Consider the following 22826-nt stretch of genomic DNA (forward strand, 5'->3'; position numbering starts at 1 on the left):
GTCAGACCCCTCCCGCGCCCGCAGCGCCGCCGCGATCGCGCAGCACCGCCACCGATTGCGCCGCCACGGTGATCTCGGGTCCGGGGCGCTCTGCGCAGGTGATCCCGTCGCTCCCAGTGTCCTCGCGTCCGGTGTCGAGGATAAGCTCCCACGCCCCCTCGGGCAGAGTGAAGGTGCAGGACTCGCCGCCGTTGATCAGGATCAGCAGATCCGGGCAGTCTTCCTGATGGTGCCGCAAACCCATGGCGAAAAGCCCGCCGTCCTGCCAATCACGCTCGGACATCTCGCGCCCCTCGGGATGCAGCCAGATGCTCTCGGTCGCCTCGGGGCGCGGCCAGAACCCATAGGGCGCCAGATGCCCGCGCCAGTCGCGGCGCAGCGCGGTGAACGCCGAGACCGCCTCGACCAGCCCGGGACGCGCCGCCTCCCAGTTGATCCATGTGGTCTCATTGTCCTGACAATAGGCGTTGTTGTTGCCGCTTTGGGTCTGGCCCATCTCGTCGCCCGCCAGCAGCATCGGCACCCCATGCGACAGGAACAGCGTCGCCAGGATGCCCTTCACCCGCCGCGTGCGCGCGGCAATGATGCCGGGATCGTCGGTGGCACCCTCATGGCCCATATTGTCCGACAGGTTGTGGTTGTGGCCGTCGCGGCCATCCTCGCCGTTCGCCTCATTGTGCTTGTCGTTGTACGAGACCGTGTCCCATAGGGTGAACCCGTCATGGGCGGCGATGAAGTTGACCGAAGAGGTGGCCGGGCGGTGCGAGTGGTTGAACTGCACCGGGCTGCCCATCAGCCGCTCTGACAGAGCGCCAAGCTTGCCCGGCTCGCGCTTCCAGAAGCCGCGCACATCGTCGCGGAATTTGTCGTTCCACTCGCGGAACGGCCACGGGAAGCCGCCTACCTGATAGCCGCCCTCGCCCACGTCCCAAGGCTCGGCGATCAGCTTGATCTGGCTCAGCAGCGGGTCTTGCCGGATGGCGTTGAAGAAGGCCCCCTCGCGCTCGAACCCATCGGGCTCGCGCGCCAGCGTCGAGGCGAGATCGAAGCGGAAGCCGTCGACGTGAAAGGCCTCGACCCAATAGCGCAGGCTGTCCATCACCATGCGCAGCACCATCGGATGCGCGACATTGAGCGTGTTGCCGGTGCCGGTGGTGTCAAAGCCATGGCGGCGGTTCTCGGGCGACAGCAGGTAGTAGCTGGCGTTGTCGATGCCCTTGAACGACAGGGTCGGGCCAAGCTCGTTGCCCTCGGCGGTGTGGTTGTAGACCACATCGAGGATCACCTCGATCCCGGCGGCGTGGAAGCGTTTCACCGCGGCGCGCACCTCGCGCACGTCCTCGGTCGCCAGATAGGTGCGGTTCGGCGCAAAGAAGCCCAGCGTGTTGTAGCCCCAGTAGTTGCGCAGCCCCTTCTCGATCAGATGCCGGTCCTGCACCATGGCGTGGATCGGCAGCAGTTCGATGGTCGTGACGCCAAGCTTTTGCAAATGCTCGATGATCGGGTCGGAGGCGAGCGCGCGGAAGGTGCCCCGGTCGGCCTGCACCACACCGGGATGGCGCATGGTCAGCCCCTTCACATGCGCCTCATAGATCACCGTATCGCGCCAGCGCACCTGCGGCGCGGCATCCGCCTCCCAGTCGAACACCGGGTCGGCGACCACCGCCTTGGGCATGAAAGGCGCGCTGTCGCGGGTGTCGAGATCCAGATCCGAGCCGCCCACCGGATAAGCAAACAGCGCATCGTCCCAGGTCAGCTGACCGCGCATCGCCATGGCGTAAGGGTCGAGCAACAGCTTGTGCGGGTTGAAGCGATGGCCGCTTTCCGGCTCGAACGGCCCGTGCACCCGGTAGCCATAGGCCTGCCCCGGCCCGAGATCGGGACAGTAGCCAAAGAAGATACCGCCCTCGGCGCGGGGCAGCTCCAGCCGGGTTAGCTCCTGCGCGCCAGCCTCGTCGAACAGGCACAGCTCGACATTTTCCGCATGGTCGGAGAAGAGCGCGAAATTGGTGCCCTCCCCGTCGAAGCGGGCCCCCAACTGATCCGGTCGGGACCGGGCTGGGTCGATAGAGACGTCACGCGGATCGATCATGTCAGCCTTCCAAGCTGGTGAGAGCGGTCATCCGGGGCACCCGCTGGATGGGGGCCCTTGCTGTGGTCTTGCGCAGGGCGGCGTTGCGCCGGTCCATCATCTCGGCGGTGATCAGCAGCGTGCCCTCGGGGGTTCTGCGGAAGAAACGGGCATCCTCTTCGGCGTCATAGCCCGCGCGAAACCCATCCGGCAGCCGCACGCCGGTGCCGACGATGGCGTTCCTGATCTGGCAGCGCCTGCCGATCTTGCTGCCGGGCAGGAACACCGTGCCCTCGGCGATGCTGTCGATACAGTCGGTCTGCGCCCGCTGCATGGTCTTGGGCAGCGCCACCGGCGGCACCTCGGCGGCGAAATCAAGCTGCGCGCGCCGGTAGGCATCAAGCGAGCCCACATCGCGCCAATAGGCGCTCTGGCCGTCGCTGCTGTCGGGCAGCCGGTAGACCGACAGCGCCGCCTCGCGCAGTGCCAGCGGCAGGATGTCCTGCCCGAAGTCATGCCGCGTGGTCGGACGGCCAGGCGCTTCGCGCAGCACCTGCTTGAGCCAGATCCAGTCGAACACATAGATGCCGGTCGAGGCCAGCGCGCGCTCGGGGTCGCCCTGCATCGGCTGCGGCTCGGCTGGCTTTTCGGCAAAGCCAAAAACTTCGCCATCCGCATCGAGATCGAAGATGCCAAAGCTGCGCGCCTGCGACAGCGGCACCGGCGTCGCCGCAACGGTGACCGGCAGGGCCGTGCCCGCGGTGATGGGCGAGCAGCTGCTCAAGGTCGATGTCGAGCACATGATCGCCCGACAGCACCATGACGTCGCGCGGCGCATAGGCGTCAAGGGCGCTGATGTTGCAGCGCAGCGCATCGGCGGTGCCCCGATAGCCGTAGGGGCTCAGAAGTTCTCCGTCGCGTACCGAAATCCCTTTGGCAAAGCCATGCGCCCAATGCCGATTGAGGTGCTGGCACAGGTCATCGGGGCGGTATTGCGTGGCCACGAACAGGCTTTCGAATTGCGCCCGCTCGGCCGCGGCCAGAATGAAATCGACGATCCGTCCCTCGCCGGATCCAAAGCTGAGGGCCGGTTTGCACTGCGCGCTGGTGAGCTCAAAGAGGCGCGCGCCGCGACCGCCCGCCAGCAGGAAGGGAAGGCACCGGGCGGTGCTCGGCAAGCTTTTGGAAATCCGCATGAATCATGGCCCTGTCAGGATGTTGAAGTGCACTACTGAAGACGCAATCCGCACCTTCAGTAGGGGTGGTCGAAATGATCAGGCCGGCCGGATGATCCTCAGCAGGAACCCCCCGGCCCGACTTTGGTTCCTGAAAATATCGGGCGCTTTTGTCGAATTCCGAAGGCCGGATATATCCGGCGCGTAATCACTCATAAATCGCGACGGCCTCCTGGAAACTCAACGCCGGTACATTGGTTTTCCGAGCCGTCTGTCTGCGACTCCATTTTAGGGCGCCGCGGCTGCATCAATAGGGCAATACAGGCCAAACCACTCGCGCCAATAGGCAGAACCACCTACCGCGCGAGACCGAGCTGATTTCGAACTCAGAATGCGCGCGATAGAACCCCCACGGCCCAACGGCGCCACGGTCAAGCGTACTTTTGCCCTGGCAACAATGCTATTTGCGGCCTTGCGGCGCACCCGTTTGCTTAACCATCGCTGGGTCGACGCACGTGTCCCCCGCCGCACAAGCGGCAGGGGACTGTGCATCAGAAATCCGCGGCGTCCATCCCCGCGATCACCCGGTCAGGGGTGGCAGGCATGTCGTAGACACGCGCGCCGCAGGCATTTCGCACCGCGTTCAGTATCGCCGCCCCCGCGCCCGAGATGCCCAGTTCGCCGATGCCCTTTGTCTGGATCGGGTTCGCCATGTCGTCCCGCTCTTCGAGGAACACCACCTTTAGCTCTCCGGGCACGTCCGCATGCGCAGGTACGTGGTAGTTCGCAAGGTCGCGCGTCGCTAGATGGCCGGTGCGCGGATCGTGCGACAGCTCTTCGGTCAGCGCCGAGCCGAGGCCCCAGATCATCCCGCCTATGGCCTGCGAGCGCGCGGTTTTCTCGTTAAGGATGCGGCCCATCGCCATTACGCCCAGCATGCGCCGCACGCGCACCTCGCCGGTGTAGGCATGCACCGCCACCTCGGCGAAATGCGCCCCGAAGCCCGAGGAGAAGTGGCTCTCGGAGGTGCCCCCGGCCTCGACGCTGGCTTCCTCTACAAGCTCTACGTCGACCAGTTCGGAAAGCGGCACTTCGCGGTTGCCGCCGCGGGCGATGCCGTCCTGCAGGGTGAGCTCGGACAGGCTGCACCCCATGCGGTCGGCGAGTGTCTGGCGGATCGCCTTCGCCGCGAGGAAGGTCGCCGAGCCGGCGGAGTTAGCCCCGAAGGAGCCGCCGGACCCGGACGCGCCGGGGAAGCTGGTGTCGCCAAGGCGCACCTCGACCTGCGCGATCGGAAGGCCGAGCATCTCTGCGGTGATCTGGCCGAGGGTGGCGTAGCTGCCGGTGCCAATGTCGGTCATGTCGGTCTCGACCACCGCGCCGTCGCCGGTCAGGCGCACCCGCGCAGCGGACTTGATCAGCATGTTCGACCGCGCCGCCGAAGCCATCCCCATGCCGACGTACCAATCGCCCTCTCGGCGCTCGCCCATCGGCTTGCGATCGGCCCAACCAAACCGCTCGGCTCCGACGCGCAGGCAATCGGCGAGGCGCGTGGCACTAAACGGCTGGTCGGTCATCGGGTTCTTGTCGGGCAGGTTCTTCAGGCGCAGCTCCACCGGGCAGATGCCCAGCTCTTCGGCCAGTTCGTCCATGGCTTGTTCCAGCGCCAGCATTCCCACCGCCTCGCCCGGCGCACGGACGGATCCCGTCGGGGTGCGGCAGATCCGGGCCAGCGTCTGAGTGAAGCTCATACCTTCGGCACCATAGAGGAACTGCGAGGCTTGGCTCACCGGTTCGGCGAAGCCTTCGTCGCGGATGTTCGAGACGCGGTCGTCATGCGAGAGCGCGCGCAGCCGTCCATCCTTGTCCGCACCGAGGCGCAAGCGCTGACTAGTTTCGGTCCGACGCAAAACGCTGTCAAAGACGTTCTGCCGGGTCATCACAACGCGCACCGGTCGCCCCAGTTCGCGCGCGGCAATGGCTGCCGCCACCGCCTCAGGACCAATCCCCAGCTTGGAGCCGAAGCCGCCACCGATGTAGGGCGACAGAATGCGCACCTGCTCGGCGTCGATTCCCAGCGAATCCGCCAGCTCCTGCTTGTTGAAACGCAGCATCTGCAGCGCGCCGCGGAGGGTGAGCGCATCGCCGTCCCATTCAGCCACCGCCGCGTGCGGCTCCATCGCCGCCGCCACGTGGGGCGCGGTGGTATAGGTGCGATCCAGTGTGACCTTGGAGGCCGCGAAGGCCGCCTCGAAATCGCCCGCCGTTTCCGGATCGCCCTGCTCGTGCGTCTCGCTGCGGGCTGGATCGGTGATCACACCGTCCTCGGCCTCGTAGTTCACCGTCAGCCGCTGCGCCGCATCGCGCGCGGCCTCAAAGCTCTCGGCCACCACCAGCGCGATCGGCTGGCCATGATAATGCACCTCGTCGTCCGGCTGCACCGGCGCGGCGCCCGCCATGCCTTGCGCGGGATTGCGGATCATCTTCGGGCCGTGGAACACGCCAAGCACGCCCGGCATGCCCGACACCGAAGACTCGTCGATCGAGGTGATGCGCCCCTGCGAGATGGTCGCGCGCACCAGCACCCCGTGCGCCGCGTGTGGGGGCAGCCCGTCAGCGGCGTAGGCGGCGCGGCCCGACACCTTCTTGGGGCCCTCGGGCCTGTCGAGCGGGGCGCCGACGATCCCCTGCCCTGTTTCGTCCAAAAGGCGCGGCTGCGCTTCGTCCATGCGGAATGTCTTGGTCATGCCGGGATCCTCGCGGTCTCGACGCCGGGCGCGGACGCGGCAAGGCCGGTGGCCTCGCGCAGCGCGGCGATCAGGGTGCGCCGCAGCAGCGGCTTCTTGAACTCGGCTTCAGGATGGCAGCGCGCCTGCTGCAGCAGCCTGTCCGCGGCCTGTCCGAAGGCCTCATCGGAGGGGACCACGCCAACAAGCGCCTCTTCGACCTCCGAGGCGCTCCAAGGCCGCGGCGCCACGCCGCCGAAGGCGCAGGAGACCGAAGCGATGCGGTCGCCTTCCATTGCGAGGGCCGCTGCGACAGAGACCAGCGCGAACGCATAGGACGCGCGATCCCGTACCTTCTTGTAGACCTGCCGTGTGTCGACCATCGGCGCGGGCAGACAGACGGCGGTGATGATCTCGTCAGGCGCCAGCACGGTTTCGAGGTCCGGGCGGTCACCAGGCAGGTTGTAAAGCTCGCTCACTGGGATGCGGCGCGCCGCGCCCTGCGGCGTGCGGATCTCGACCTCGGCGCGCAACGCAGTCAGCGCCACCGCCATGTCCGAGGGATGCGCCGCAAGGCAATGCTCGGAGGTGCCGAAGATCGCCAGCATCCGTCCCACGCCCTCTTTCGCCGCGCAGCCCTCGCCCGGGTTGCGCTTGTTGCAGGGCATGGCCGTGTCGTAGAAATACGGGCAGCGCGTGCGCTGGAGAAGATTGCCGCCGGTGGTGGCCTTGTTGCGGATCTGCGCCGAAGCCCCGGCGAGGATGGCGCGCGACAGCAGCGGCCAGCCGTTGCGGACGCGGGGGTCCGCCGCTAGCTCGGAATTGGTGATCAGCGCGCCGATGCGCAGGCTGTCACCGTCTTCGGAAACGTCCTTGAGGCCGTCGATCCGCGTGATGTCCACCAGCCGCGATGGCGTCATCACCTGTATTTTCATCAGGTCGAGCAGGTTGGTGCCGCCAGCGATGATGCTCGCGTCCTCGCCGAGTTCGCCCGCAGCGCCGGACAGCGTTTCGGCCCGCGTGTAATCGAAGTCCCTCATGATTTCACCTCGGCGGCCATGGCGATGGCTTCTCGGATCAGCGGATAGGCGGAGCAGCGGCATAGGTTGCCGCTCATGCGCTCGGCGATCTCGGTGTCGTCGAGCGGCATCTCGCCCTCCAGCGAGGCCGAGGCGTAGGACGGGTCGTCGGCGCGCAGCTCTTCGAGCATCGCGGTGGCCGACACGATCTGGCCGGGCGTGCAAAAGCCGCACTGGTAGCCGTCCTTGGCCACGAAGGCTTTTTGCAGAGCGCTCAGGGCCTCCGGGCTGCCGAGCCCTTCGATGGTGGTCACCTCATCGTCTTCGTGCATGGCGGCGAGGCACAGGCAGGAATTGACCCTCTGGCCGTTTACCAGAACCGTGCAGGCGCCGCACTGGCCGTGGTCGCAGCCCTTTTTCGTACCGGTCAAACCGAGCTGGTCTCTCAGGGTGTCAAGTAGGGTGGCTCGCGTGTCGTGCTCGACCTCGCGGGGCTCACCGTTCACTGTGAATCGTGTGCGCATATGGCTTTCTTTTCAAATGTGGCTTTGGCTCGGGCGACACGTGGCGCCCCTGAAACCAGAACCACTCGGGCCACGGTAGAGTTCCGGAACTTCCGGCCCCAAGCGTGTCGATGCCTTAGGCACGGGCAGAGAGACCAAACTTTACGGACGTTTAATGTGCCAAAAGAAAAAGCGGGCATTAGTCTTTGCAGGTCCAACGTCCGCGCCGCTAGACCCGGTCTACGGGTACGCTCCGCCATCAAGTTTTCATTGTGATCAGCCCAACGTCTCCACACCGCCGGGCTGGTTTGCCCCGCGCACCGCGGCACGAAACTGGCCTCTCCGCGACTGGCCCAAAGCGGCCCGGTCGCACTCCAAAGGGGGTAGATGTCTTTGACTATCAGGCGAACTCTTCTAGCATCCATTCCAACTGCGCACGACCGCAGGCAAATTTTCTGCACGTGGATATTGGGGATAATGCATGCCAGAGGCAATTTTCGGAGACGCAGTCGCAACGGGCATCTCTGGTTTGGACCGTGTGCTGCATGGGGGATATCCGCAAGACGGGGTTTTGCTCATCTACGATGCCCATGGGACCGGCAAAACTATCCAGACCGTCGGGGCAGCCGAGTCCTAGATGATGTAATAACGGAAAGTCGGCCTGGCCCGAATGCGCGGGCCGCTGCCCAACAGCCGACACACTGGCGATTGAGAGGACTCGGCGCTGCGATAGACTCCAGTCCGAGATAGCACTGAACGAAGAGGAAAAAACATCGGAGGTACGTTCAATGGTGGCGGCATTCTCGGGCGGGTTGCTTTTGTGCCTAGTGATCTGGGATATCTTGATGTCCGCGCTGGGAACGGGCAGCTCGGGCCCGATTGCACCGCGCGTGGCGCGGACCATGTTTGGTGCACTCCGGAAGTTGCCCGAATCCGGCGCCGTCCACCGTAGTTGCGGACCCATCGTCACCGCTGCAATTGGGGCAGTGTGGATCGTGCTCATGTGTCTCGGCTGGACGCTGGTGTTTTCCGCCACTCAAGCGGCCGTGGTCCAGTCTTCCACCAACCAACCCGCCGGCATGCTAGGCCGCATCACATATGCAGGGCACCTTCTATCTACCCTGGTGGGAGGACTGAACCAGCCCGGCGGCCAGGGATGGGGCGCGGCGGCGATGCTGGCGGGCGTGTCAGGAATGATCATTCTAACCTTATCTGTCAGCTTCGTCTATTCGACGACGCAGGCCGTCGCGACAGGGCGCGCAGTAATTGCGCTATCGGATATCCACGGGCCAGGAACCGAACAGTTCGACAGCGTCCTCCTCCCGCAGATCGCCACACTTGCTGCACAGATCAAAGCAATTCCGTTCAGCCTCTACTACAGTACGGTGCGCGATAATCGCCGCCTGCCAGCATCGCTCGCCAGGTTGTACCGGCACCCGCAGCTGACTTCTGACGCACAGGCTCGCTTAAGGGTGCTACTGTGCGAATTGCCGGGGCTTGAAGGCACCGAGGCCGAGGCGTTCGAGCAGCGCTTCTACGCCTGGGTTGATACCTATTCCATCGGCGGGCGCTAAAGTGTCGCCGAGAAACAGGCCCCCACCTGTTCGCGAACCGATCGCAGCGCGTGCGACACCTTCAGTTCTGTCGGGTAGATCTGCATCCCCGGCCCGTATCCCCAGCTGTGCGCGCGCCGGGTCTGGCCACGGCTCAGGCGCGCCTGGCCCACATAACACTGGTTGCCCTCATAGACCTCTGGCACTGTGGGCATGGCCGCCACCTGCAAAAACGCAGCAAGGCACGAGACCGCACGGACGGGATCGCTTACGAGGTCCTCGTAACGCAACACCAATGCTGAATGCAGGTAACGCAGATCTCGCGCAACGATTTCATGCGCATCCAGCCAATGATTAAGCATCTCATCTGGGGCCAGGTCGACCCACTTGGCGGTGGCCGCAGCGACCGCTTCGGGGTGGCGGATGACCACCACGAATTGCGAGAGCGGGAAAAGCTGTTGGTATAGCCGCATACGCGTTAGGTTCACCGGCGATTTTTCTACTCTCCAATGCCCGGGGCCAAAATGGGGCTCCCAGTCTGTTTCAATTCGAAGCCGAGTTTCCAGCGTATCATAGCGGGTTCCTTCGGTGTGATGTTGAGCAGGATCGGTGGCGAAGTGCATCGGCGCTCCGTGCATCGCTGTATGCGGAATGGCGCCCTGCAAATAGACGCCTTCGTTTTCTGGAACGGGCGCATCAGAGATGGCGCCCACGCCAGGCAAGCCGGCGATTAGCCGCGCGACAAGACTAGTTCCCGACCGGTGAAGCCCACCGACAAAAACATATCTGTGGTTCTGCATCATGTTCCCCTGCTGCGTATCTGCATCCCAACTAATCCATAGCGGACGCGCGCCAAGCTCTACGCGCAGGACGTATTCACGCAATTTGGAGCATGCCCTGGAACTATACTCGCCTTACGACGTTCAAGGAGGGTACGTAGCTCAGTCTACACACCGTAACTCATTCCAGACTGCGAGGACCTCATGCGGATCATGCATATTGCCCTGGGCGGCTGTTTAGCCGCCCCGCCGATCCCTTATGGGCTCACGGAAGACACTGGCGGCCACATCGCATATGTTCTTGGCGCGGCCCGCGCACAGGCAGCGCGTTCCGATGTTTCTGAGGTGACAATCGTGACCCGCGCGTTTGACGATCCGGCGCTTGGGGCAAGGTTCCGGCAGTCTGAGGAACGCATAGCGCCGACGATGCGCATCTTGCGCCTGCGTACCGGCACACGCGCATACTTGGAAAAACAGGCTCTCGAAGCCGCACTGCCCGAACTATCCAGTGCATTTATTGACTTACTACGCAACATGGGGGCGGCACGGCCCGATGTTTTGCACGCTCACTTCGCGGATGCCGCTGAGCTTGCGATAGCGGCCGAACAAGAATTTTCGCTGCCCTGGCTTTACACCGCCCACTCATTAGCAAATGAAAAGCTGCGGCCCGGCGAGACCCCGGGTCCCGCCCTTTCGCGTCGCATCGCTCGTGAAGCGATTGCCGTGCGTCGCGCTCACGGCATCATCGCCTCGTCCCGTGACGAAGCCGAACGCCAGCTCCCGCGCATATATCCTGGCGCCGAAGGGCACACTCATCGCGTTGGTCCGGGCGTCACCCTGCGCTGCGATGGCGATGCTGCCCGCGCCCGCGAGACGTTGACGCCGTTTCTGCGCGCGCCCGACAAACCTGTGATCTTGGCCATTGCCCGCCCCATCGCTAAGAAGAACCTTGCAGCGCTGGTTGATGCCTATGCGCAATCGCCCGACTTGCAGGAGCGCACCAATCTTGTGATCCTGGCTGGACTACGCAGTGGTTTGCGGGGTGGGTCGGCCGAGCAGGACAGTATCATCGGCGATCTGTTCCATGCGGTCGACAGTAACGATCTTTGGGGCCGCGTGGCCCTGCCCCGCCGTCACGACGACCGCGACGTTGCCGATTTTTACGCGCTGGCAGCGCAGGGAGGGGTCTTCTGCAACCCCGCCCATCACGAACCGTTCGGCCTCACTTTAATTGAGGCCGCCCATTCCGGCGTACCGATAGTCGCAACCGCCAATGGCGGACCTGCCGACATCGTGGCAACCTTAGGTGCGGGGAGACTGATCGACCCGACCAGCACTACTTCGATCGCCCAAGGGCTTCGTAGCGCGCTGAACGACCCAAAGAGATTGCTGGCGGCGCGCCAAGCCGCTCTGAGAGTGCAAAGGAACTTTGACTGGCACGGGTGGGCGGCACGCGTGGCCCAGATCTCGGCAAAGTTAGTGCGCCCGGCGCGCCCGGCCCCTCTTCGCCCTGCAGCGCAGAATTTCCTGCTAGCCTGCGATATCGACGGCACACTCACCGGGTGCCCGGACGGCGCGGCGCGTTTCCGCGACTGGCTGGCAAAAGGCGGACATCTTCAACGGTTCGTCGTCGCCACCGGTCGGTCCGTGGTCGAGGCGCGCCGTGTATTGGCAGATTGGGACATACCCGCGCCGGATACAATCATTTCTTCGACTGGAACCGAGATATGGCGGCGCTCAGGGCATATGTATGCCTTATGCGAAGATTTCGCGGCGCGGCTTAAGCGGGACTGGGAACCTTTAGCATTGCGCGACCTTTTAACTGAAATCGGCGTCACATTCCAACCGCGTCATGACCAGCGACGATGGAAGATCAGTCTGCTAGGCAACGAAGAAGACGCCGAACGCATATCTGCTTCCTTAGAACGGGCAGGGCTGCGCGCGCGCGTCGTACCTTCGCACGGGCGATTTATCGATGTTCTGCCGCACGCTGCAGGGAAGGCCGCTGCGATCCGCTTCGAAGCGAGACGGCGGGGGATAAATCTCTGTAATGTGGTCGTCGCGGGGGACAGCGGCAACGATGCATGCATGCTGGGCGCCTTTGACCGGGCTATTCTGCCGGCCAATGCTTTATCCGAACTGGACGGGCTGCGCGCGGGCTATCGTTCGCCCCTGCCCCATGCCGCGGGAGTGCTGGACGGGATCGATCACTTCGGGCTGGAACGCGCCCCCATATTGATGGCAGGAGAATAAGTATGCGCGATTTCGCCACCTCTGGCCCGCGCCCTTTTGGCTATTTTGTACACCACCAGGGTCGTGGCCACGCAGAACGATGCGCCGCACTTGTGAACGCCCTGCCCGAGGCGCGTCCAGTGCGGATATTCTGCGCCCGAAATGACATTTTCCCGCCTCTACGACCTAACGTGACCGTGACCTTAATCCCGTCGTTGTTCGAGCCTACTGGGGATGAACCGCCCGGAGCGGCATTGCTGGACACGCCTGAAACCGTGCATTGCGCCCCGGTGGGTTGGAAGACGATCGGTAATGCTATGGGGCAGATGGCTGCGTTTTTTATGCATGAAGCACCAGAGTTGATGATTGTCGACGTGTCGGCGGAAGTCGCCCAATTAGCGCGTTTGTGTTCTGTGCCCCACGTCAAAGTCCTGCAGCATGGGGATCGGAGCGACCCGGGCCATCGCGCTGCATATGATGGTGCCGCCGGTCTCCTGGCCCCGTTCCACGCCTCGCTGGATCAACCGGGCTGGGAGACATGGGATGCGCGCATGTACCACGCCCCCGGCCTGGGGTTGCGCACGCCCATGCCCGAAAGGACGGCGGCGCGGGCGCGGCTGAACCTTGGCACTCAGCCCGTGGCGCTGGTGGTCAGCGGACAGGGGGGGAACGGGCTGGCCGAGGCGCCCCTTGGCGTCGCCGCGCGCAGCTTTCCCGCCATGCGCTGGATCACTATCGGCGAGGTCCAGCGCGACTGGCACGCCACCGCCCCGCCCAACCTGGAACATCGCGGCTGGGTCGACAACGCGCCCGATCATATCGCTGCTGCCGACGTGGTCGTGTCGTCCGCCGGTAATACTACCTGCGCGCAGGTGCTGACTGCCACGCGCCCCTGGATCGTGGTGCCCGAATGGCGCTATTTCGACGAGCAGGTGGAAAAGGCGCGCGCACTGGACCGCGCCGGCGCTGCGCTGCACCTTCCCCATCTACCCGGATCGGCCCACGGCTGGCGCCAAGCCATGCAGCAAGCAACCGACCGCCATGATCCGGATCGCCAGCGGACACTTGCCGGGAGCCACACAGCTGCCGATGGCGCGGCACGGTGGCTAGAACGGCTTGCCGCGCGGCTGTGGGGCAGTGCCCCCGATCTCCACGAACCGACCCACCAGAAGGATCCCGCAAATGCGTGACGTTTCCGCCCTGACCATCGCCCGAGGCCGCCACGACCACCTCAGAAACGTCATTCGCGGGCTTGCGATGCAAACCGTTCCCCCGCGAGAGTTGGTGATCGGCGTGATGGCGCCCGAACCCTATGCGGACCTTCCCAAAGCTCCCTTTCCCGTCCATCAGATCTTAGTACAGCGCGACGATGGCGAATTGCCGTTAGCCGCCGCGCGCAACGCCGCGGCAGACGCCGCGCGCGGCGAAGTGCTGGCCTTTGTCGATGTAGATTGCATCCCACATCCCGATCTGATCGCCGACGTGGCAGCCGCCTGCGACCCTGGGCGCGGGCTGGTGATGGGCGAGGTCGCCTACCTACCGCAAGGCGCCACCGACGCCGGGCTCGATTTCGAGCGGTTCGACCGGATCGGGGTGCGCCATTCAGATCGGCAGGCGCCTCCGCCTGAAGGGCTGCGTGCATGTTCCGATTACCGTTGTTTCTGGTCGCTGAACTTTGCCATGCACCGCGACGACTGGGCACATTCGGGCGGCTTCCATGAAGGCTATTACGGCTATGGCGGCGAAGATACCGATTTCGGACGCGTCCTAGATTCGAAGGGCATCGCCATCTGGTGGATGAAGGGAGCGCGCGTCTATCACCAGTACCACGACCACTACATGCCGCCGATCCACCATGTCGCCTCTGTGGTGCGCAACGCGGAACATTTCGCCTCGCGTTGGGGGCACCGAACCATGGGGCATTGGCTGCACGGGTTCCAACTCATGGGGCTGATCGATAACGCGCCCGAAGGGCTGACCATCCGCCGCGCGCCCGTCGAGTCAGATTTCGCTCTGTGCCGTCAGACTGGCGACATGCCCTATGCCAACACCCGCCGTGTCATCGACCAGCTGGAACGCGCTCTGGAAACCGAAGCGGAGCGGCGGAGGAACGCGGCAAACGCTGCGACGGCACTCACATCCGTAGCGGCGGAATAGCCAATGCGGATCGCAGTCATTGGACATGTCCGGTTTCCCATCGCCCGCCCGTTTATGGGCGGGATGGAATCGCACTGCTGGCACCTGTGCCGGGGCTTACGCGCGCGCGGGCACCATGTCACGCTGTTCGCCGCCGGTGACAGTGACTGGGGTGGGCCTGTCGTTCCGATCCTACCCGAACATTACGACCGCAGCTTTCCCTGGCACCGCTGGAACGGAACGCCCGAGCTGAACGCGCATTTGGACGGCGGCTTTGCTGCGATCCTACCGAAGCTTGTGCAGGGCCGGTTCGATGTGATCCACAACAACGCGCTGCACCGCTTTCCGCCACGCCTTGCCCGACGTGACAGGCTGGCGATGGTCACGTCCTTGCATGTGCCGCCCTTTGATGTGCTGCAACGGGCGGTGGTCGACTCAGGCGCGCCGTGGGCGCGGTTCACCGTATGTTCGGGCTCGCAACTTTCGGCGTGGTGGCCCACGGGCCGGAGGGAAACGGCATCGGTCGTACCTAACGGCATCGACCCAATGTGCTGGCCCTTTCAACCCGAAGGCAACGGAGAAGCAGTGTGGATAGGGCGCATTACTAGGACCAAGGGTCCCCATCTTGCGGTCGAGGCGGCGCGCCGGGCCGGCATCGCGCTGACTCTTTATGGCACTATCGAGGATCGCGGCTATTTCGACCCCAGACTGCGTCCGCTTCTGGGAGGCGATATCCGCTACGGTGGGCATCTCGTGGGCAAGGCGCTGGCCCGCGCCGTGGGCAAGGCGTCTGTGTTAGTGTTCACCCCGCTGTGGGATGAACCCTTCGGCCTTGCCGCGGTCGAGGCCATGAGCTGCGGGCTCCCCGTGGCCGCCACCGACATGGGCGCGGCGCGGGAGGTCATCGGCGAGGCGGGTCGCTTTGCCCCGCCCGACCCCGATGCGCTGGCCGGCGCGATCCAGGAGGCCTGCGCCATTCCCCGCACCTGTGCCCGCGCGCGCGTTGCCGCCTACTTTACCCACGACCGTATGCTGGACGGGTATGAGGCGCAATATTCCCTCGCCCGAGCGGGATTGCCGTCCAATCTGCCGCTTCCAGACTTTCCGCCCCATGCGCTGCCCCCGGCAAACGGAGCGCAAGGTTTGGCCGCCGAACCCGCTCCGCAAAAGAGCCACGCATAAGTGTAACGCCGCATGCGCGCTCGCCACGCGTGCGAGCGTATCATCGTCCCAGTCCACCACATAGTTTCACATACAATGGACGCTCGGGTAGTCCGTTCGCGGAAAGGCGCTACTTCGACCGAGTGCGGCGCGGCATCTTCCTCCGCGCGCGTCATAGGTCATAAACAGCGGTTTGCAGTGGCTATGTACGATATCAAAACGTTCTACGGTTGGCGGCGCCTCAGCACGCCAGCCCAACCCGTTAGCACCGCAACGCAGCGTGAGTCTGCTTCCTCCTGTCAGGGGGGCGGACTTTTGCATCGATAGCCGCGTGCGAAAGGCGTCCGCCCCGGCCTGATGCGCCGATCTAAGATGAATCTATATCCCTCGTGCAGTAGCGCTAGAAGGGTATCGGGTGCGCCATTCGAAGAACCGGCGGCGGGTTTCATATAAACGGCTTACCACCGGTTACGGCGATGGTTGCCCCCGATGTGTAGCTCGATGCCGGATCAGCCAGCATGACGTAGGCCGAAGCTAACTCCGCAGGTTGGGCTGGGCGACCCATGGGGTAGTTTGCACCGAAATTAACTACGCTCTCTGCCGGCAGGGTTGCTGGGATCAACGGAGTCCAGACCGGTCCCGGCGCCACGCAATTTACTCCAATACCGCGCGGCCCCAAAGACTGTGCAAGTCCCGCGGAAAAATTTTGGATCGCGCCCTTGGTGCTAGCATATGCCAGTAGGCTTGGGTTGGGCATGTCAGCATTGACAGAGGCGGTGTTAATGATCGACCCGCCCTCCCACATTAGCGGCACGGCCGCCTTAGACAGGTAAAACATCGAGAAGATGTTCGTGCGGAATGTTGTTTCCTATTCTTCGTCCGGGATATCTTCGAAGGCGTCAAAATGCATCTGGTGCGCAGCATTATTCACCAGTATGTCCAGGCGCCCGAACCGATCTGCGGTGCGAGCAACTATGTCGCGGCAATGTTCCGCAGACTGAATGTCGCCGGGTAACAGCAGAGCCTGCTGCCCAGCTTCCTCAACCAATTCTCGGGTGCGGTCAGCCTCAGCACCTTCGGACAGGTACGACACCGCCACATCTGCCCCCTCTCGCGCGTAGGCCAAGGCAACAGCACGACCGATGCCACTGTCGGCACCCGTGACAAGGGCGGTCAGTCCTGCCAAACGCCCAGTTCCTCGGTAACTGTCTTCGCCGTGATCTGGTACGGGCTGCATATCTTCGGTTTGTCCAGGCAGATTTTGGGGTTGTTCGGGAAAGGGTGGGCGGGGGTGATCCATGGCGAAAATCTCCGGTCCTACGAGCGGAGGTCTCACTTCTCATCACGCTCCCGGCCCGTACGTTCCTGAAAATAACGCGCATCTGCAAATTTCCTCTCGTGTCCGGAAAAGCAGGGGCTCGATTGGGATGGAGGATCGGACTTGACAACGCCAAGGTTCGGCAGCCCTCGGGAGATCTAGGTCCCATTTCGTCGGAGAAACCTGTCCCGCAATAAGGGTCTTAGCGGCTCTAAACGAGAGATAGGACCGTTGTGTCAGACCTCGTCCTCTCACAAATGCGTCCACAGGTTCGCCCTTTGAACTTACTGGTCCAACATTACCGATTGGCGAGTGTCTTGTGGAGACCACTCGCTGCACCTCGATTTTCCAATTGTGGCGTAGAAGGCAGCGCGCCGGCGAGTGTGACGCTGGCGACAAGCGCCGATCTTGGAGAAAGGCCAGGTTGCGGGACTTTGAACCAAGAACGGAGATACCGAGAATCAAATAACGGTGATCGAGCCGGTTGGGAGGCGGTCCGATAGCAATCTCGGCGCGAGATGCTGGCCTTCGCGGCCAAGCGGAAATAGAGGCGAAGGTCGAGGCGCTCACCGGTCCGGGAGGTTCAGCGGAGCGGTTACCGGGACCGCGACTGGGAGACTAGTGCCGAGCGGATCGCCATGGAAATCCCCTCGTTGATAACGGGAGCTAAATATCCGGCTTCCCGGAGCCCCGACGGATGGCCGAAGGAGCGCTACTGACGGTGATCCGGGAGGTAGTCTCCACATGCCCCGTAGGCGATCTGGGATGGCGATGGATGCTGGCAATATGTCGACGGGTCACGTCAATCGCTTCTGTGTGAAATTAACAAGCGAGTGCATGCATTCCTCTCCCGGGCGTTCGAAAGCGCTAGGCCGTACCCTCGTCTCGACGCGCCCCACATGAAAATGCGCAGCAGTGGGCGGTGCCGCGGCCCGACCATGCAGCGGCAAGTGGCTGAACTTCTACAAAACCACTGCCCGCGTTCAACACTCGGCGACGGAACACTGGTTGAGGCCCATGAGGCCCCTAACCTCGAGGCGCAGCGTCATTAGGCAAGCTTAGCAGAGCCGCAAACCTGTCCTGGTGATGGGAGCGACCTCGTAATCAAATTCTTTAGGAACACTGGGTGGACATGATTGTTGAGGAGGTAGAGCCGCCAGCGAAGACCTGAAAATGGCTGCAAGCTCGCCCTCACCAATTTTCCGCACCACGAGAGGAATGCTCGAATGTCAGACGATCGCAAGCTCTACGAGCCGACTGCCGATACTCAGAAATCCGCTGACAACGAATTGATGCCCGCTGAGGTTGGCAACGGCGGTGAGCTTCATCAATCCCCCAGGGACACTGCGCGAATGACCACAGCACAGGGAACGCCGGTATCTGATGACCAGAACACGCTGCGCGGCGGGGAAAAAGGGCCTGCGCTCATGGAAGACTTCCACTTCCGTGAGAAGATTTTTCATTTTGATCACGAACGCATCCCCGAGCGCGTTGTGCATGCACGCGGCTATGGTGCTCACGGATACTTCGAATGCACAGACGCAATCCCTGAGCTAACGCGAGCAAGTCCCTTCCAAGAAAGCGGCAAGAAGACCCCTGTGTTCGTGCGGTTTTCCACCGTTGCCGGGAATAAGGGTTCGTTCGACTTGGCGCGCGACGTACGTGGCTTTGCGGTAAAAATGTATACCGACGAAGGAAACTGGGACCTAGTTGGCAACAACATCCCCGTGTTCTTCATCCAAGACCCGATCAAGTTCCCCGACCTGATCCACTCTGTGAAGGCCGAACCTGATCGTGGCTTCCCTCAGGCCCAATCTGCGCACGACAATTTTTGGGACTTCATCTCGCTGATGCCCGAGTCGATGCATATGATCATGTGGGTGATGTCCGACCGAGCCATTCCGCGCTCCTTCCGTTTTATGGAAGGCTTCGGAGTTCACACATTCCGCTTTGTAAACGCGGCCGGGGAGAGCCATTTCGTAAAATTCCACTGGAAGCCCAAGCTCGGTTTGCAGTCGGTGGTCTGGGATGAAGCTGTAAAAATCAACGGTGCCGACCCTGATTTCCACCGGCGCGATCTTTGGGACGCGATCCAGAACGGAGATTTCCCGGAGTGGGAACTGGGGGTTCAGGTCTTTGACGAAGAGTTCGCCAACCGTTTTGATTTCGACGTGCTCGATGCTACCAAGCTAATCCCGGCGGAAGACTGTCCGATCCGCATCGTCGGCCGGATGGTACTCGACCGAACAGTCGACAACTTCTTTGCTGAAACCGAGCAGGTAGCTTTCTGCACTCAGAACATCGTGCCCGGGATCGATTTCACCAATGACCCACTCCTGCAAGGCCGCAACTTCAGCTATCTCGACACCCAGACGAAACGTCTTGGTGGGCCGAATTTCACCCACATTCCGATCAACGCGCCTAGGTGTCCGATGCACCACTTCCAGCAGGATGGGCACATGGCGATGCAAAATCCCTCGGGCCGAGCGAACTATGAGCCGAACAGCTGGGCGAAGGGTGGGCCGCGCGCCGATGCCAAAGGCGGCTTCACGACCTACCCCGAAGAACTTGAGGGCACGAAGCGGCGTCTTCGGCCGGAGAGTTATGCTGACCATTACAGCCAGGCACGGCAATTCTACATAAGCCAAACGCCGGTGGAGCAGGATCACATCGCGAATGGGCTCACCTTCGAACTCTCGAAATGCGTCGTGGAGGACATTCGTCTGCGCATCCTGGCCCATCTCCGGGTGATCAATGAGGATCTTGCTGGCAAGGTAGCGGACGGTCTCGGGCACGATCTGCCAGAGCCTGCAAAGCCGGCCCGCGAGCCCGTTGATCTCAAGGCGTCGAACAAGCTGTCGATACTCAAGAACGGGCCTGACAGCTTCAAAGGGCGGAAGTTGGGAATCTTGGTGAGTGACGGCATGGACCGAGCGATCTACGATGCGCTTGTTGATGCGGTCGAGGCCGAAGGCGGCATCGTCGAGGTCATAGCTCCGAAAGTGGGGGGCGTGAAGACCTCCGAGGGAGACATGCTGCCGGCGAACCAAAAAATTGATGGGGGGCCCTCGGTACTCTACGATGCTGTCGCAATCGTGGTCAGCGATGAGGGTGCACGGGAACTGGCCGGAATGCTGCCGGGCAAGCAGTTCGTCGCAGATGCTTATGGCCACTGCAAGTTCATCGCCCTCACGCCTGAAGCTGCTCCACTTTTCGAGGCGGCAGGCGTGAACTCCGGAGCGGAGGGCGTGATGACGCTGAAGAAGCCTGCAGCAGCTGCCGACTTCCTAGAGGCCTGCCATGCTGTTCGCGTCTGGGACCGTAAACGCTGAGTGAACGGCCTCGCAGTCGGTAAGGCTGCGGGGCTTCTCTCATTCCTGGCGGGTGAGCGACGAATGGATGAAACCAATTCGGTTCCTTACTCTTTGATCCATTTCATCAGAACGAGCGCCCCATGGCCTCGCGCGCAGCCTGGAGAGGGAAATCGCGGCTTTCGCTGGTTTCACTGCCTGTAAAAATTCGTTCGCCAACAAGGTCGAGACCTTGGGTCGGTTTCCAGCTAATACATGGCCCCAGCGGTAAGCCGCTTCGATACCCAAAGACTGTGGCAGCGTCGGCCCCGTTTAGAAAAAAGACATTCTTTAGAGCTATGATTATGGAGACGACGAGTATTCCCTGCTGTGGCTGATTGGCCCCAACTGGACGGTGCCTGACTTCAGCACCCTGTCCCAGCGCCAGAAGACCCTAGCCGTGAAAATCCCGTATCGCGCCTCCAAGGGGCCGCTGCACCTGCTGATCCCCTCTCGGGACATTGCTCCGCAGTGCCCTGCCGGGCAGCGGACAGCACAGGCATCACGGTCTAGGGCGAAGGCGAATGGCACGCCCGCAAGCATAGCGGTCCCAAACGGCGCGTCTGGCGCGAAATCCATCTCCGGCTTGATGAGGAAACACTGGAGGTCCGCGCTGTCGAGATCACCGGGAGCCACATCGGTGCTGCCCTGGTGCTACCTGAGCTGCTCGGCCAGATCACGGCGGACGAGCGGATCGGCAGCGTCACCGCCGACCGTGGCGCCCATGTCGTCATCCCGCCGCGCAAGAACGCGAAGTCTTGGAAGACCCTCACCGCCGAGACCGTGGCGCGAAACGAGGCCCTGCGCCCTTCGAAATACCTGGGCCGCGCGCTGTGGCGACGATGGAGCGGATACCACCGCCAAAGCAGCGTCGAGGCAAAGATGCACTGTGTGAAGTTGCTGGGGCAGCGCCTTATGGCGCGGGACTTCGACCGTCAGGTCGCCGAACTCCAGGTGCGCATCGCCGTTTTTATCCGATGCACCGCCCACGGCATACCCGTCACGGAAGCTGTGTAATAAGTCCATCTGGGAAAGGGGAACCTGGCCATCACACGGTTTGTGCAACAGGGACACAACAAGGGGATACGCGCCTGCATCCCAGGGCGAAAGAAACACAAGAAGCCGGTCAAGTACGACAAACGCCGATACAAGCGCCTCAATCGCGTCGGGATCATGTTCGGAACACTCAAGGACTGGAGGCGTATGGCCACCCGATATGACCGATGCCTAAATGTCTTCCTTTCGGCCATCGTCCTCGCGGTCCTCGTCATGAATCCTACCCCCAAATGACAGTGAATTTCATCACCTTTCAGAAAGTTTGTGAAACTTTGTCTCTGGCAGATTGGAGATATTGCCGGCCCCGTCTCGGGGCCGGCAATCTTACTAGGCGGTCAGCGCTGAACTTCCACCGTCGTCCTTCCAGCGCCGCCAAGCTGGGAACGCAAGAGCGATCAGGCCGAGCGCCAGATGGGCGAGCGAGACTGCTAAGGTGAAACCGTCAATGAGCACCCATGGACTAATGCCCGCCCAAATACCTGTTACCACTCGCGCCCAGTCGAGCCCTTCATGTTGCCGCCAAAGTGCAATTGCGGAAAGCACTACGATCAGCCCGCCCGTCAGCAGGGCGCTCCAGAAGGCAATATCGGTCAATGTGACGACGAAGGGCAACCCAGCGAGGGTGAGGCCCGCGAGAAGGCTGATGCCGTCGCCAAGCTTGTCATAGTTCGTGGTCGAAGTCTTGCTCATGGTGTGACCTCCTTTCTGTCAACCAAGGTTTCAATGCGGCCGAGCCAGCCGCCTGCACGCCGGCGCAGGCAAGAAATGACGTAATTCCTCCTGCGAAATCCCGCCGGTCGCGATTTCTTCCAACGCAACCTCTTCGGCAGCTTGCCGTTGGGGTTCGACCCGCGGTTCCGCCCCGGCCTTCAGCGCCCGGCTGCGGGCGCTGAAGGCGAGGACCAGAGCGAAACGATCGGGCACCGCCTGCTGGGCATCAATTGCAACGAAGGGATTCATGCCGCCCTCCCTTCCTCAACGGACGTATACATGCCGTCGACGGCCACCGCCGCTTCAAGCGCCAACAGCGCTCGTTCAACCTCGGCAAGCTGCGATTCACGCTGGTTTTCCGGCATGCCTTCGGTGCTGGCGACATCGTGAAGATATTCCGTGTAGGCCCAGTTCATCAGGATAGAACGGCGAGCCGCCAACGACAGGCTGGCGTCCGAAGCAACCTCGATGGGAGAACGCCCATCATCGCCGCTTTTCGGATCGCCCCGCCGTTTTGCGCCAGCCATCGCGTCGCGATAGGTTTGCCGCATCTCCGACAGTCCGAGCCGAGAGAGCGTGGCATCGGACCACAGCACGGCCTGCCTGTGCCGTGCCCGGGCGGCACCGCGCGCGGCTTCGCCTGCCGGCAGATGCACCTCGTAAGCCACCCCCAGACGCCTTGCATGGCGAATGGCGGCTTCCAGCGTTGGACAGCTCAGCTCGATCTGCTGGATCGTGTCGTCGCCACCGGTTCAGCCCATCAAAGGCTCGAGCCAAGGATCGGTCTGGCGCGGAAAGCTCATCTTCCATGTCTTCGTACGCGCTCGCCCCGAGGTCATCGCCGATTTCGACGGCTTCCAGATCCGGGCGACCGCATCGTCCGGCAGATGAGAGTCCCAGTCTGGTCGCGAACCGGCCTGACTCGGGATGGGTGAAACATGTGATTGTCCTGTGAAATCTCCGCTGATCACGTTCATCTCTTAGCCTCCAGATTGCATGAAGGGCGTCCGGCCGCCACCCGAGCGGCCGGATCGTC

17 protein-coding genes and 4 pseudogenes are annotated in these 22826 nt (G+C 62.8%); 9 read left to right on the top strand and 12 right to left on the bottom strand.

What is annotated here, in order from left to right; all coding sequences use genetic code 11:
* Position 1: 1 nt before the first annotated feature.
* The 6 genes and pseudogenes from glgX to ACXAJT_RS21220 all read right to left on the bottom strand — a co-directional run bounded on the left by glgX (position 2) and on the right by ACXAJT_RS21220 (position 7515).
* The gene (glgX, locus tag ACXAJT_RS21195) at positions 2-2092 is read right to left on the bottom strand and encodes a glycogen debranching protein GlgX (RefSeq protein ID WP_475238685.1); all 2091 of its coding nucleotides are present in this window, start codon (positions 2090-2092) and stop codon (positions 2-4) included.
* A gap of 1 nt (position 2093) precedes the next feature.
* Positions 2094-2855: a sugar phosphate nucleotidyltransferase gene (locus ACXAJT_RS21200; protein ID WP_475238688.1), complete on the bottom strand. Its 762-nt coding sequence runs from the start codon at positions 2853-2855 to the stop codon at positions 2094-2096.
* A 25-nt stretch (positions 2856-2880) separates the two neighbouring features.
* Positions 2881-3267 (bottom strand): annotated as a pseudogene (locus ACXAJT_RS21205) (sugar phosphate nucleotidyltransferase); the annotation flags it as partial.
* Positions 3268-3797: 530 nt separating this feature from the next.
* A complete protein-coding gene (locus tag ACXAJT_RS21210) occupies positions 3798-5993 on the bottom strand; it encodes a xanthine dehydrogenase family protein molybdopterin-binding subunit (protein WP_475238690.1) in 2196 nt (731 codons plus the stop codon).
* Positions 5990-7012 (bottom strand): FAD binding domain-containing protein, encoded by a 1023-nt coding sequence (locus tag ACXAJT_RS21215; protein ID WP_475238693.1) that lies wholly within the window; start codon positions 7010-7012, stop codon positions 5990-5992. Before ACXAJT_RS21215 ends, ACXAJT_RS21210 begins: the two co-directional genes overlap by 4 nt.
* Complete coding sequence (locus ACXAJT_RS21220; protein WP_475238697.1) at positions 7009-7515, bottom strand: 2Fe-2S iron-sulfur cluster-binding protein; 507 nt, start codon at positions 7513-7515, stop codon at positions 7009-7011. Before ACXAJT_RS21220 ends, ACXAJT_RS21215 begins: the two co-directional genes overlap by 4 nt.
* A gap of 460 nt (positions 7516-7975) precedes the next feature.
* On the opposite strand from ACXAJT_RS21220, the gene ACXAJT_RS21225 reads away from it, so the two are divergent.
* Together ACXAJT_RS21225 and ACXAJT_RS21230 are read left to right on the top strand one after the other, a co-directional pair.
* The gene (locus ACXAJT_RS21225) at positions 7976-8131 is read left to right on the top strand and encodes an ATPase domain-containing protein (protein ID WP_475238699.1); all 156 of its coding nucleotides are present in this window, start codon (positions 7976-7978) and stop codon (positions 8129-8131) included.
* A 151-nt stretch (positions 8132-8282) separates the two neighbouring features.
* A complete protein-coding gene (locus ACXAJT_RS21230; RefSeq protein ID WP_475238701.1) occupies positions 8283-9068 on the top strand; it encodes a hypothetical protein in 786 nt (261 codons plus the stop codon).
* Here the strand turns inward: ACXAJT_RS21230 and ACXAJT_RS21235 are convergent.
* Positions 9065-9850, bottom strand: coding sequence for a sulfotransferase family protein (locus tag ACXAJT_RS21235; RefSeq protein ID WP_475238705.1), 786 nt, complete (start codon positions 9848-9850; stop codon positions 9065-9067). The two genes, ACXAJT_RS21230 and ACXAJT_RS21235, sit on opposite strands and share 4 nt — an antisense overlap.
* A 180-nt stretch (positions 9851-10030) precedes the next feature.
* Between ACXAJT_RS21235 and ACXAJT_RS21240 the strand changes: the two genes are divergently transcribed.
* From ACXAJT_RS21240 to ACXAJT_RS21255, 4 genes are read left to right on the top strand one after another with little or no spacing between them, the layout of a single operon-like run.
* On the top strand, positions 10031-12079 hold the full coding sequence (locus ACXAJT_RS21240; protein WP_475238708.1) for an HAD-IIB family hydrolase: 2049 nt from the start codon (positions 10031-10033) through the stop codon (positions 12077-12079).
* Between the two features lie 2 nt (positions 12080-12081).
* Positions 12082-13248: a glycosyltransferase gene (locus ACXAJT_RS21245; protein ID WP_475238713.1), complete on the top strand. Its 1167-nt coding sequence runs from the start codon at positions 12082-12084 to the stop codon at positions 13246-13248.
* On the top strand, positions 13241-14215 hold the full coding sequence (locus ACXAJT_RS21250; RefSeq protein WP_475238716.1) for a glycosyltransferase family 2 protein: 975 nt from the start codon (positions 13241-13243) through the stop codon (positions 14213-14215). Before ACXAJT_RS21245 ends, ACXAJT_RS21250 begins: the two co-directional genes overlap by 8 nt.
* A 3-nt stretch (positions 14216-14218) precedes the next feature.
* Complete coding sequence (locus ACXAJT_RS21255; protein ID WP_475238719.1) at positions 14219-15376, top strand: glycosyltransferase; 1158 nt, start codon at positions 14219-14221, stop codon at positions 15374-15376.
* A gap of 424 nt (positions 15377-15800) precedes the next feature.
* Here ACXAJT_RS21255 and ACXAJT_RS21260 read toward each other — a convergent pair.
* Positions 15801-16655: pseudogene (locus ACXAJT_RS21260) on the bottom strand (SDR family oxidoreductase).
* A gap of 1244 nt (positions 16656-17899) precedes the next feature.
* Between ACXAJT_RS21260 and ACXAJT_RS21265 the strand changes: the two are divergent.
* From ACXAJT_RS21265 to ACXAJT_RS21275, 3 genes and pseudogenes are all read left to right on the top strand, one after another.
* Positions 17900-20005, top strand: coding sequence for a catalase (locus ACXAJT_RS21265; protein WP_475238722.1), 2106 nt, complete (start codon positions 17900-17902; stop codon positions 20003-20005).
* Positions 20006-20345: 340 nt separating this feature from the next.
* Positions 20346-21040: pseudogene (locus tag ACXAJT_RS21270) on the top strand (IS5 family transposase); the annotation flags it as partial.
* A 57-nt stretch (positions 21041-21097) separates the two neighbouring features.
* Positions 21098-21313: pseudogene (locus ACXAJT_RS21275) on the top strand (transposase); the annotation flags it as partial.
* A 93-nt stretch (positions 21314-21406) separates the two neighbouring features.
* On the opposite strand, the gene ACXAJT_RS21280 reads toward ACXAJT_RS21275, so the two are convergent.
* The 4 genes from ACXAJT_RS21280 to ACXAJT_RS21295 form a co-directional block, all read right to left on the bottom strand.
* On the bottom strand, positions 21407-21769 hold the full coding sequence (locus ACXAJT_RS21280; RefSeq protein WP_164185377.1) for an SPW repeat domain-containing protein: 363 nt from the start codon (positions 21767-21769) through the stop codon (positions 21407-21409).
* A gap of 30 nt (positions 21770-21799) precedes the next feature.
* Positions 21800-22039 carry a DNA-directed RNA polymerase subunit omega gene (locus ACXAJT_RS21285; protein WP_475238728.1) on the bottom strand — a complete coding sequence of 80 codons (240 nt, stop codon included), beginning with the start codon at positions 22037-22039 and terminating at the stop codon, positions 21800-21802.
* Positions 22036-22458, bottom strand: a complete 423-nt coding sequence (locus ACXAJT_RS21290; protein ID WP_475238731.1) for a hypothetical protein — start codon at positions 22456-22458, stop codon at positions 22036-22038. Before ACXAJT_RS21290 ends, ACXAJT_RS21285 begins: the two co-directional genes overlap by 4 nt.
* Before the next feature lie 84 nt (positions 22459-22542).
* Positions 22543-22767, bottom strand: coding sequence for an NADH dehydrogenase ubiquinone Fe-S protein 4 (locus ACXAJT_RS21295; RefSeq protein WP_475238733.1), 225 nt, complete (start codon positions 22765-22767; stop codon positions 22543-22545).
* Positions 22768-22826: the final 59 nt, after the last annotated feature.

The organism is Salipiger sp. ABF4_146 (assembly GCF_056161345.1).